Raw genomic sequence first — 10,562 nt, 5'->3', positions numbered from 1 at the left:
GGGTCAGGTGGTGAAGGTGGTGAGGTTGAGGCGGGCCAGGCGTTCTGGGTCGGCGATCACGTGGATCTCGGCGATACGTGCGCCGGTGATGGTGAACGCCATGATCGCCAGGGGACGGCCGGCCGCGACGACGACCACACCGGCCGCGCCGTTGATGACGGCGTGCCGGCTGAACGGGGAGAACCGGCCGAACGTGGTGGCCTCGGCGGCGACCTGCCGGCCACCGGTGATCACGGTGGTGTGGCGGGCCCGGGTGGCCCCGCCGTCGGAGCGCAGCACCACGTCCGGATGCAGCACACCGACGAGCGCGTCGAAGTCGCCGTCGCGGGCGGCGGCCAGGAACGCGGTGACCACCTCGCGTTGGCGGGCGAGGTCGGCGTCCGGGGTCGATGTCTGACCGCGTACCCGGCGGCGGGCCCGGCTGGCCAGTTGCCGGGCCGCGGCCGGCGACCGGTCGACCATCGGGGCGATCTCGTCGAAGGGCACCCCGAACATGTCGTGCAGCACGAAGGCGAGCCGTTCGGCCGGGGTGAGCGTGTCGAGCACCACCAGCAGCGCCAGCCCGACCGAGTCGGCCAGCACGGCGGCGTGCTCCGGGTCCTCGGGGCCGGCGGGGCTGACCACCGGGTCCGGGACCCGGATGTCGAGCGGTTCCTCACGGCGGCGCTGGCGGGAGCGCAACGTGTTCAGGCAGACCCGGGCGACCACCGTGGTCAGCCAGGCGGCGAGGTTGTCCAGCTCGTCCGAGTGGGTGCGGGACAGCCGCAGCCAGGTCTCCTGTACGGCGTCGTCGGCCTCGCCGAGGGAGCCGAGCATCCGGTAGGCCACCGAACGCAGGTGCGGCCGGTGCTCCTCGAACCGCTCGGCCAGCCAGGTGGACTCGCCCATGTCGCTTCCCCTCCTCGCAGCTTCACCGGCTCGACCCCGCCGGGCTGGCCGCTGTGACAGCAAGTGAGCCGGATCACTTCGGTCACGTCGCGCATCCGGGCGGGGTCGAGCCGGTGAAGCCACGAAACGGTAGCCGACCGCAGGCCCCGCGGTCCCGACACAGGGAGAGACACCATGAACCCACCGATCCTGGTCACCGGCGGCACGGGCACCCTGGGCCGGCTGATCACCCCGCTGCTGCGGGAGGCCGGTCATCCGGTATGGGTGCTCAGCCGACGAGGTGGGCAGTCCGCGCCCGGGATCGAGCAGGTCACCGCCGACCTGGCCACCGGCGACGGCGTCGACGCCGCGGTGCGGGGCGCCGGGATCGTCCTGCACCTTGCCGGCGGGCAGAAGGGCGACAACCAGATCGCCCGTACGCTGACGCGGGCCGTGCAGCGGGCCGGCGACGTACGGCATCTGGTCTTCATCTCCGTCATCGGCGCCGACCGGGTCCCGCTCGCCTGGCTCCGGACCAAGCTCACCGCCGAGGAGACGATCTCCGGTTCCGGTGTGCCATGGACGATCCTGCGCGCCGCGCAGTTCCACGAGTTGGTGCTGACCATGGCGCAGAAGATGGCGGCCCTCCCGGTGGTCCCGGTGCCGGGGATGCGGCTGCAACCGGTCGACGGCCGCGAGGTGGCGGCCCGGCTCGCCGCGCTGACCCTGGGCGCCCCGGCCGGCCTGGTCCCCGACCTGGCCGGGCCGAAGGTGTACCCGATGGGCGACCTGATCCACGGCTACCTGCGCGCCACCGGCAAGCGCCGGCTGATGCTGCCGGTGCGGCTGCCCGGCCGGGCGGGCCGCGCCTACCGGGACGGCGCGAACCTGACCCTGGACGGTGCCACCGGCACGCGGACCTGGGAGGCGTTCCTCGCCGAACGGCTGGGACACCCGGCCCGGCCCCGTTAGGCCACCCGGCAGCGCCGCCCGGCAGCGCCACCCGGCGGTGCCACCCGGCGGTGCCGGCAGCGCCGCCGGGCGGGTCAGCCGATTCTGGTCGGTTGGGCGGGGAACGACGGGGCGCCGGGCAGGATGGTGTCGTCGAAGTCGTAGCGCAGCTCGTTGACCACCTCGACGACCCCGCTGACCCGCGCGGCGAGCCGCACCGCGATCTCGACCGCCGAACGTCGATCCAGCTGTCCGGTCATGGTGACGACACCGTCGCGTACCTCGACCCGGACTGTCCCGTCGCGCACCGCGAGCACCCGGCGCAGCACCTCCTGGACCACGTCGTCACGGATGTCGGCGTCCGGACGCAGGTGCACCCGCAACAGGTCGCCGCGGGTCACGATGCCGACGACCCGGCCGAGGTCGTCCACCACCGGCAGGCGCTTGACCTGCTCGCGGTCCATCAGCTTCGCGGCGGCCACCAGGGAGGTGTGCGGGAAGGTGGTCACGGCCGGTGCGGTCATCAGCTCGCGCGCGATCCCCGCCTCACCCTTGCGCCGAGCCCGGCGCTGCTTCGGCCGTTCGAGGATGCGCCGCTCGTGCGGTTCGCCCATCCACTCCACCTTGTGCAGCAGATCCGCCTCGGAGACCACACCCCGCACGTGCCCGAAGTCATCGACCACCGGCACGGCGCTCACCCGCCGGTCCGCGAGGACGTCAACAATCTTCCGGTACGGCGTCTGCTCCACCACCGTGGCGACGTCCCGGGTCATCACGTCGCTCACCTGCCAGGCCCTCATCACGACCTCCTCTTCCGGCTCTGCACTGACGCTATGGCCGGTGCGGGGAGTCGGGTCAGTGCCGGCGGACCCCTCCCGCTCAGGGCCGAGGGTCCCGTCCCGGCGGGTCCTTCGGGCCCGACCCACGCCGCCCCTGGTCGCTCCAGAGATCGTGCTCGATCCAGGATCGAGTGGCCTCGCCGCCGTTCCGATACCACTCGATCCAGGATCGAGCGTGACCACTACGACGCGTCCCCTTCCGGTCCCGACTCCGCCCTCCGCGGCCGAGCACCTCGTCGCCCGGTCGGCGCCGCAGCCCGACGGACAGCACGCAGCGCCACCGGTTGGTAACGTGACGGCGTTTTGGGGTGACGACGGCCGGCGACGTCGCTGGGGAGGGTCGCATGTGGGCGGACGAGGCAGCGCTGGACGCCACGGGACGCCGGCTCGACGAGTGGGAGTCGTCCATCGCCGATCGCGCGACGCGGGCGAAGGCCCTGTCGACCCGGGTGCAGGCGTTGACCGGCACCGCGCACAGTCCGGATCGGACGGTCGAAGTCACCGTCGACTCGGCGGGCCTGCTGGTGGACCTACGGTTGGACGAACGGGTCCGGCAGCAGTCCGCGACACAGACCGCGCGGCAGGTGCTGGCGACCACTCGCGCCGCTCAGGCCGACCTGCTACGACGGATCGCCGCGGCGACCGACGAGACGCTCGGCAACGCCGACCCGGCCGGGTCGGCCGTCGTCGACTCGTACCGGCGTCGGCTCCTGGCCGTCGCTGACCCACGCCACGACCATCGCGGTGACCCCGGCGCTGCCGGCGGCGATCGGCCCGGTCATGCAGGGGCCGCCGACCGGAGCGCACCGGATGCCGGCCGGTGACGGCATCCAGGTCGACCCGGACGACCTGACCTCCCACGCGGCGCGCCTCGACCGGCACGCCGGCAACCTCGACACCGCCCGCCAGGCCGGGCAGCACGTCCGACTGGGCACCGACGCGTACGGCCAGTTGTGCGCGATCATGCCGGCGCTGCTCGACGGCCTGCAACGCGTACTGGTCGACGGCATCGACACCGCCGCAGACTCGGTACGCGACACCGCCGGCCGGCTGCGTACCGGCGCCGACCGCTACCGGGCCGCCGACACCCGCGCCCAGCAACTTCTGGACCAGTTGCGGGACCGGCGTTGACTAGCAACCCGCTCGTCGCCGCCCCGGTGGACACCGGGCCCAGCGCCTGGGCGGGTGTGTGGATCCTCGAAGACATCGAGCTGATCCATCAGGGTGTCACCGACGGCAGCTGGATCGACGGCAGCCTCGGCGTGGTCAGCGCCGGCCTGGACGCCCTCGCGCTGGTCTCCGACCCGGTCGGTGCCCTGCTCCAGTACGGCATCGCCTGGCTCATCGAGCACGTCAAACCGCTCAGCGAGGCCCTGGACTGGCTCGCCGGCGACCCGGCGCAGATCACCGCACACGCCCAGACCTGGCGCAACGTCGCCGCCTCCCTGCGCGACGAGGCGGCCGAACTGGCCCGGGCGGTCGGCACCGACGTGGCCGGCTGGGGTGGCAGCGCCGGCCCCGCCTACCGCACCTGGGCCGCCGAACAACGTCAGGCCGTCACCGGCCTTGCCCAAGGCGCCGAGGCGATGGCCGCCATCACCGAAGGCACCGCCGGCCTGGTCGCCGCCGTCCGACTGCTGGTCCGCGACGCCATCGCCACCTGCGTCTCCCGCCTGATCGTGTACGCCACCGAACTCGTCGCCACCGCCGGCCTGGCCACCCCGCTGGTGGTGGAACAGGTGACCACCCTGGTGGCCTCGTGGGCGGCCCGGATCGCGAGGCTGCTACGCGGACTGCTGAACAGCCTCCGCCAGATCATCCCCAACATCCGCCGCCTCGCCGACCTCATCGCCCAACTCAAACAGGCCCTCGGACGACTGCGAAATGGAGGGCCGGGTCCGAGTAAGCAGCCCTCTTCGCCAGAAGGTCCTCGCGACGCCCTACCTCCAAAGAGCGAGGAACAACGTATCCGGGATCTCGGCATGGATCCGGCGACCGGAAGGTTTCGGCCAGGTGAGGCGGATACGGCCGTCCGGCTAGAGCGTGAACTCGGCGTCAGGTTGACCCGCGCGCCTGCGGACTCGTCGGCCGACTGGGTGGACAGCACCGATCGCACCTATGATGCTGTCGGCAACTTCCCCGGCCAGTTCTTTGACCGACAGTGGCCACAGCTCCAATATCAGATCGAGCGACACCTGGACAAGGCCGACTTCGTCCCGGTCGATGTTTCCAGGTTTTCTGCGGAACAGGTCGCACGGATCGAACAATTCATTACCGACCGTGGCCTAGCACCGCGAGTCTTCATTGTGGGGAAGTGATGGCGGGTCTCATCGTGCTCAAGCCCGGGGTGGACTGGACCGCTACCGGAGGACTTTTCGACTGGACGTTGGAGTTTCTGATCTCCCGCCTGTCCGACAGGCAGGCGGCGGCCCGTCTTCAAGAGATCGTCGACAACAACCTCGGGTCGCTATGGATCGATGAGTTGCCGGGCCCCGTTCAGCAGGAGATCGTTCGCCATTGGCGGAGCGGCCTCGTCGGGGCGGGCGAGCAGCAACTCCCCGAGACTGAGCAAAAGGCCACGGTCGTTCGCCATCTTCAGGAGTTGGTTGACGCGACCTACACCGCTGAGTTTCCCGGGCTGGCCGAACCCACATAGCGTCTGTGTTCCTGGCCCGCGTGAGCGTCGAGATTCATCCGAGCGGACCGGGAATCACGCGACGCCCACCAGAGGTCTTGCCGATCGCCGCCCGCACCATCACCAGGCAGGTGGGTTCCTCACCAGGCCGTAGGCCTGGTGAGGAACCGGTGAAGCGATCTCCTGTTGACTGGTCAGAAGCCGAGGGCGTCCTTACCTCCGACCACCGGAAGCACCAGGGTGCTGCCGTTGAGGTACACGGTGATCTCGCTGCCGACAGCGGCCGCGTCGCGGGCCGGTCGGTTTGATGTCGGGTTCGCGTTGTAGTTGCCGGTGATGACGACGCCGATCCGGTGCCCGGCCGGGATGACGTGCTCGGAGGGGAGGGTCGTCCACCGCACGTTGTACTTGTCGCCGGGCGTCAGCGCCTGGCTCTGCCTGAGGTCGGAGGAGTTCTTGACATCGATGTGTCCCCAGGCCAGGACCCGCTCGGGCGTGATCGCGACGCTCGCCGCCATCGGCTCGGCGCATCCGGTCCGGCTGGCCAGGTCCTCGGGCTCGCAGGACTCGTGGATCACCTCCAGCGGTTCCTTGCCCGCCACGGTGACGGTCGGGCCCTCGCCGTAGTCGACGAGGAGCGCCGAGAGCAGCGCGGTCTCGGCAGTGGTCGACATCCGGACCGCCAACTTCGGCGTACCGGAGATGCGCAGGTCCTTCGCGAGCGGTGCGGTCACGTAGGCGAGCCGGCCGGGCTTGGCCTGCTCGGCGTTGCCGATTTTGACTGCCTGCGACTCGATCTGGTCGACGAAGCTCTGCGTGGGGTTGCCGCCGACGTTGTTTGCCGACAGCGTTCCCGCCGCATCGGCGGTGGCCGGGCCGAAGCGCAGGTCGACGTCCTTGACATTGGCGTCCGGCCAGGTCGAGTGGGTCTCCCAGGTGCCGTCGGGGCGCTGAATGTCCGCCATCGGCTCGTTCATGATCCCGTTCGGGATGTCGTGCAGCCAGTGGTCCATCCACCGGTGCATGACCGACTGCCACGCTGCCAGCCGGAAGCTGGTCGGGTTGACGTGCGCGCCGCGGTGGATCCAGATCTTGCGCGGCATCTGGCGCTTCTCGACCTCGCGCCACAGATCGGCGAAATGCATGGTCTTGACGTTGTAGTCGGTGAGGCCGTGCACCATGAAGACGGACGTGTTGACCGTCTTGATCTTGTTGGCGTCCGGTAGGTAGCTCCGCTCCTGCCAGAACGGCGTGAAGTCGGAGGCGCTGGCCACCTCGGCGTCGCCGACCCCGGTGATGACCGACCTACAGGCCGGCACCGACGCCGCGCCCGGCAGCACCCGGCCGACCGAGACGTAGTCCGCGAGCCACTCGGTGTACCGGTGGTTGACGTTCTCGCTCCAGCTCGACCAGGCGATTCCCTGGTCGTTCACGTACTTGTACCAGCTGGAGATCGCGGCGATCGGCACCACCGTCCGCAGGCCGGGTACGCCCTGCGTGGCGACCGCGTTGGGCAGCGTGCCGACGTACGAGACACCCTGCATGCCCACGTTGCCGGTGCTCCAGTCGGCGACCGCCGCGCTGCCGTCGTGGTAGAAGCCGGGAGCGCGACCGTTGAGCCAGTCGACGACCGCCTTGATGCTGACGGTGTCCTCGACGCCGCCGGTGGTCGGGCAACCGAACGACCGCGACGTGCCCTGCATCTCGACCTGGACGACGGCATAGCCGCGGGGAACGAAGTACTCGTCCCACCAGCCGGCGAAGCCGCGCGTCCGGTCCGGCACGGGATCACCGGGATCCCGGCCGTAGTACGGGCTGGCCTCCATGATGGTCGGTACCCGCAGGCCCGCCTCGGTCTCGGCCGGCCGGATGACGTCGACCGCGATCAGGTCCCGACTGCCGTCGCCGTCGCTGTCCATCGGCGCTTCGACGTAGACGACCTCTTGGATCGCGTCACCGTAGGAGAAGACCGGCTGGGTCACCCCGTTCTCGATCACGATCCGAGGCGGCTCCGCAGCAGCGCTCGCCACCACGGGCGCGCCCATGACCGTCACCCCGACGACCGTTCCGACGGCGACCAATCGCCGTACAAACCCCATGCCCTCACCTCCGTCTACTCGCGACAGCACCTGGTGAGAGGCATCCTCATCCGCATCGATGACCATGGTCAATAGCTGAATGTAGCGATAGCACTCCTCTCCGCTACGACACCTGTCGGACTCCCGAGACCAGCGCCTTGTCGGCTTACCCTGTCGGCCCATGCCGCCACAGGAGGCGCCTACGCTCTGGGCATGATCGACGCGTCACGCCTCGAGGTTCTGCTATCCGGCTCCGTACGGTGAACACGACCCTGGCCAGCGGCGGGACGGCTGGGCTGGCCATCCTGGACGCGATGGAGCTGGCATCCGATCCCGGCCTCGATGCCCGGTTCGCGGAGTCAGCCCATCAGATCCTGGCGGATCTGGTCCGCCGAGGCGCCGCGCTCGGCTGGGTCGAGCCACCCGCACGCCGCGACGTGGCGGAACTTCTCGGAACTGTGGTCAGTGCTGTGCAGGCCGGGGACGGCTCCCTGCGTGCCGCATACGTCGACCGTCGGCTGGTCGGGCTGGGGTACTGGCTGCGTTATGCGCGACCGACGCACCGGCCGCACGCCGACCTGGAGAAAGTGGCGGTGGATGCTGCCGTGCACGGGCGCGGCGTCGGTCGGGCGCTGACCGCCGCGCTGATCGCTGACGCTCGGCGGGCGGGGATCGAAGTCCTCACCCTGGACGCCCGCGGCGACAACAGCAATGCCCTGCACCTCTACCGGTCGCTGGGCTTCACCGAGTACGGCCGGCTGCCCGATTTCGTCGCCGTCGGCGAACGCCGCTACGACAAGGTCTTCTACATGCTGGACTTCCGCCGACAAGGCTGACGCACCGGGGGCTCGTCGAGGGTCCAGTCGACGCGGTCATACTCCTTGCCGCCGTGGTCGACGTAGTGCGCTGGCTGCCACAACTGTCGGCGGAGGCGGGCGGCGTCGTCGAGGAGGTCGTTGGCGCGGGCGGCCCGCTTGGCCCGGGCGTCGGCGACCTTCGCCTCGGTGGCGGCGCGGGTCTTCTCGCGGTCAAACTTCAGCCCGAGTTCCTTGGCGATGCGGGAGACGGTGCGCCCGGATCGGCCGATGGTCTCGGCGATCTGCTCCCTCAGGCTGTGCGAGGTCGAGGAGGTCGAGCTGGCCGGCGGCAGCGATGCGGGCTCGCCGGGTTGCTGCGGCGGTCTCACGGTGGTGGTCGCGGTCGTAGTGGAGGTGGCAGCCCTGGCACATCGGCCGGAGGTTGGCCGGGTCGCAGTTCTCCGGGGTGTGGTCGAGGTGGGCGGTGGTGAGGACCACGGTGGAGCGGGTGCCGTACGCCGGCTCTCCGTGGCGGTTGGGGCAGCGGCCGTCGTGGGTGCCGCGGCCGCACTCGCCGAGGCAGATGCAGCGCCAGCCGGCGGCGTTCTTGGCGGCGAGGGAGATGTCCGGCCAGTCGGGCGGGTAGCGGTCGCGGTTCTCCGGGCGGATCGGCATCAGCGGCCTACCCGTGCCAGGGCTGGCGCCGGGTTGCCGAACAGGTCCGTCTGGGACCTGGAGCGGCACCAGGGCGGCAACGTCGACGCGCGTGGCCATCCGGGGCCGCCACCTCTCGCCGTCGACTTGGATCTCGCGGACGAAGACCGGCCGTCCTGCTCGTCGGATTCGGTGCGGCAGTGCCAGGTGCCGCATCGGACGGTGCCGTACATGACGTGCGGGGTGACGGTGTACATCTCGCCGCGCCGGACCACCGGTCAGCCCTTGGCCTGGGCGCGGACGTCGGCCGGCACCAACTCCAGCAGCCCGGACGGGCACCACTGCGACGGCCGGTACTGGTCGCCGCCGGCGTACTCCTACTGCTTCGGGTGCTCGTTCTCGTACCGCTCCAGCCCGCGCACCAGCTGGAGCACCCAGGGCGGCAGCACGACGTAGCCGCCGCTGGCCAGCACAAGCCCGGCCGGATCGTGAGCGGCCTGGCGCAGCCGGCGGCGTTCGAGCGCGTCGGCGTACGGCCCCATTACCCGCCGGACGGTCTGCCACGCGGCGACGATCTGCTCCTCCTGTGCGCGCGTGAGCGGAACCGGGGCGACGGCGACCGGGCGCTCGTCGGGGTTGTTGGCCCAGCCGGCTGCCTCCTACCTGGGGAGGAGGTGGCGTTCCGACCGCCGGCCGCAGCCGGGGCCTGCGGTCGGGCGCGATGCGCAGGCGCGCCCACCAGCATCTGAAGACATGACTACCTACCTGCCCCAGCGGGCACCCTGGCACCGTCCACTGATGGTCTTCGTCGCGGCGATGGCGGTGCTCGCCGTCGTCTCCGCGATCGGCATCGTCGCCGACCCGCGAATCCTGACCGGAGCGCCGATCTGGCTCAAGCCGCTCAAGTTCGCCGTCTCCTTCGTCCTGTACGGCGTCAGCCTGGCCTGGATGCTGTCCCTGCTGCGCCGGCGGAGCCGGGTCGTGGAGTGGGCGGGCACCGTCATCGTCGCGGTGAGCGTGGTCGAAATGGCGATCATCGTCGGGCAGGTGCTGCGCGGCACGACCAGCCACTTCAACGAGACCAGCGCGTTGAACGGCGTCCTGTGGCAGCTGATGGGCGCGGCGATCATGGTGCTGTTCGTGGCGCACCTGGTCATCGGCGTCGTGGTACTGCGTCAGCCGATCGCGGACCGGGCCGGCCGGTACGCGATCGGGCTCGGGCTGGGGGTGGCGGCCCTCGGCATGCTGGTGGCGATACCGATGGTGCTGCCCGGCCAGGCACCCGCCGTCGAGGGGATCGCCGGGGCGCACAGCGTGGGTGTGGCCGACGGCGGGCCCGGGCTGCCGCTGGTCGGGTGGAGCACCACCGGCGGTGACCTGCGAATCGGGCACTTCGTGGGGCTGCACGCACTGCAGGTGCTGCCGATCCTGGCGATCCTGCTGAGCCGGTTCCTGGGTGACCGGCTGGACGAGCACACCCGGGCGCGGCTGCTGGTCGTCGCGGGCGGCGCGTACGGCGTACTGACGATCCTGCTGACCTGGCAGGCGCTACGCGGGCAGCCGTTGCTGCGGCCGGACGCGCTCACCCTGGGCGCCGCCGCGGCGCTGGTGGTCGCCACCGCGACCGCCGCCGGCCTGGTGGTGACCCGGCGGCGGCGACCGGAGCTGGCGCTGGCCGCATGAGGGAGCGAATCATCAGGCTCAGCATGTTGGCACGACGAGGAGGCGAGCAGGCATGAGC

12 protein-coding genes are annotated in these 10,562 nt (G+C 70.9%); 7 read left to right on the top strand and 5 right to left on the bottom strand.

The genetic code is table 11. The features are described 5' to 3' along the window. Window positions 1-3: 3 nt before the first annotated feature. Window positions 4-888, bottom strand: coding sequence for an RNA polymerase sigma factor SigJ (gene sigJ, locus C1I95_RS13795; protein WP_111214218.1), 885 nt, complete (start codon window positions 886-888; stop codon window positions 4-6). A gap of 174 nt (window positions 889-1,062) precedes the next feature. Between sigJ and C1I95_RS13790 the strand changes: the two genes are divergently transcribed. Beyond that, window positions 1,063-1,839, top strand: coding sequence for an SDR family oxidoreductase (locus tag C1I95_RS13790; RefSeq protein WP_111214217.1), 777 nt, complete (start codon window positions 1,063-1,065; stop codon window positions 1,837-1,839). 74 nt (window positions 1,840-1,913) lie between these two features. Here C1I95_RS13790 and C1I95_RS13785 read toward each other — a convergent pair whose 3' ends face one another. Then, window positions 1,914-2,618, bottom strand: a complete 705-nt coding sequence (locus C1I95_RS13785; RefSeq protein WP_111214222.1) for a CBS domain-containing protein — start codon at window positions 2,616-2,618, stop codon at window positions 1,914-1,916. Window positions 2,619-3,001: 383 nt separating this feature from the next. Here C1I95_RS13785 and C1I95_RS13780 point away from each other — a divergent pair, with 383 nt between their 5' ends. The 4 genes from C1I95_RS13780 to C1I95_RS13765 are packed head-to-tail and all read left to right on the top strand — an operon-like array spanning window position 3,002 to window position 5,313. Beyond that, the gene (locus tag C1I95_RS13780; protein WP_233513652.1) at window positions 3,002-3,481 is read left to right on the top strand and encodes a YbaB/EbfC family nucleoid-associated protein; all 480 of its coding nucleotides are present in this window, start codon (window positions 3,002-3,004) and stop codon (window positions 3,479-3,481) included. After that, window positions 3,468-3,788 carry a type VII secretion target gene (locus tag C1I95_RS13775; RefSeq protein ID WP_111214221.1) on the top strand — a complete coding sequence of 107 codons (321 nt, stop codon included), beginning with the start codon at window positions 3,468-3,470 and terminating at the stop codon, window positions 3,786-3,788. Before C1I95_RS13780 ends, C1I95_RS13775 begins: the two co-directional genes overlap by 14 nt. Beyond that, complete coding sequence (locus tag C1I95_RS13770) at window positions 3,785-4,975, top strand: WXG100-like domain-containing protein (RefSeq protein ID WP_111214216.1); 1,191 nt, start codon at window positions 3,785-3,787, stop codon at window positions 4,973-4,975. Before C1I95_RS13775 ends, C1I95_RS13770 begins: the two co-directional genes overlap by 4 nt. Further along, on the top strand, window positions 4,975-5,313 hold the full coding sequence (locus C1I95_RS13765; RefSeq protein ID WP_111214220.1) for a hypothetical protein: 339 nt from the start codon (window positions 4,975-4,977) through the stop codon (window positions 5,311-5,313). Before C1I95_RS13770 ends, C1I95_RS13765 begins: the two co-directional genes overlap by 1 nt. A gap of 173 nt (window positions 5,314-5,486) precedes the next feature. Here the strand turns inward: C1I95_RS13765 and C1I95_RS13760 are convergent, their stop codons facing one another. Next, window positions 5,487-7,391: a CocE/NonD family hydrolase gene (locus C1I95_RS13760; RefSeq protein ID WP_158566393.1), complete on the bottom strand. Its 1,905-nt coding sequence runs from the start codon at window positions 7,389-7,391 to the stop codon at window positions 5,487-5,489. Window positions 7,392-7,630: 239 nt separating this feature from the next. Between C1I95_RS13760 and C1I95_RS13755 the strand changes: the two genes are divergently transcribed. Continuing rightward, complete coding sequence (locus C1I95_RS13755; protein WP_233513651.1) at window positions 7,631-8,206, top strand: GNAT family N-acetyltransferase; 576 nt, start codon at window positions 7,631-7,633, stop codon at window positions 8,204-8,206. On the opposite strand, the gene C1I95_RS13750 is transcribed toward C1I95_RS13755, so the two are convergent. Both C1I95_RS13750 and C1I95_RS35225 read right to left on the bottom strand, forming a co-directional pair. Further along, a complete protein-coding gene (locus C1I95_RS13750; RefSeq protein WP_233513650.1) occupies window positions 8,176-8,556 on the bottom strand; it encodes a hypothetical protein in 381 nt (126 codons plus the stop codon). The two genes, C1I95_RS13755 and C1I95_RS13750, sit on opposite strands and share 31 nt — an antisense overlap. Window positions 8,557-9,198: 642 nt before the next feature. Next, window positions 9,199-9,363 (bottom strand): hypothetical protein, encoded by a 165-nt coding sequence (locus C1I95_RS35225; RefSeq protein WP_158566392.1) that lies wholly within the window; start codon window positions 9,361-9,363, stop codon window positions 9,199-9,201. Between the two features lie 211 nt (window positions 9,364-9,574). Between C1I95_RS35225 and C1I95_RS13740 the strand changes: the two genes are divergently transcribed. Then, window positions 9,575-10,504 carry a hypothetical protein gene (locus tag C1I95_RS13740; RefSeq protein WP_111214214.1) on the top strand — a complete coding sequence of 310 codons (930 nt, stop codon included), beginning with the start codon at window positions 9,575-9,577 and terminating at the stop codon, window positions 10,502-10,504. The last annotated feature ends 58 nt before the right edge of the window (window positions 10,505-10,562 follow it).

This window comes from Micromonospora craterilacus (assembly GCF_003236315.1).
Lineage (GTDB): Bacteria > Actinomycetota > Actinomycetes > Mycobacteriales > Micromonosporaceae > Micromonospora > Micromonospora craterilacus.
Note: the sequence above shows the minus strand (reverse complement) of the source record. Positions and strands in the feature narration are given on the sequence as shown.

Bases quoted from the DNA above. Each gene is read 5' to 3' on its own strand.
- C1I95_RS13780 (WP_233513652.1), top strand. From the start codon at position 3,002: ATGTGGGCGGACGAGGCAGCGCTGGACGCCACGGGACGCCGGCTCGAC.
- C1I95_RS13740 (WP_111214214.1), top strand. From the start codon at position 9,575: ATGACTACCTACCTGCCCCAGCGGGCACCCTGGCACCGTCCACTGATG.
- sigJ (WP_111214218.1), bottom strand. From the start codon at position 888: ATGGGCGAGTCCACCTGGCTGGCCGAGCGGTTCGAGGAGCACCGGCCG.
- C1I95_RS13765 (WP_111214220.1), top strand. From the start codon at position 4,975: ATGGCGGGTCTCATCGTGCTCAAGCCCGGGGTGGACTGGACCGCTACC.
- C1I95_RS13785 (WP_111214222.1), bottom strand. From the start codon at position 2,618: ATGAGGGCCTGGCAGGTGAGCGACGTGATGACCCGGGACGTCGCCACG.
- C1I95_RS13760 (WP_158566393.1), bottom strand. From the start codon at position 7,391: ATGGGGTTTGTACGGCGATTGGTCGCCGTCGGAACGGTCGTCGGGGTG.
- C1I95_RS13775 (WP_111214221.1), top strand. From the start codon at position 3,468: ATGCCGGCCGGTGACGGCATCCAGGTCGACCCGGACGACCTGACCTCC.
- C1I95_RS35225 (WP_158566392.1), bottom strand. From the start codon at position 9,363: ATGGGGCCGTACGCCGACGCGCTCGAACGCCGCCGGCTGCGCCAGGCC.
- C1I95_RS13790 (WP_111214217.1), top strand. From the start codon at position 1,063: ATGAACCCACCGATCCTGGTCACCGGCGGCACGGGCACCCTGGGCCGG.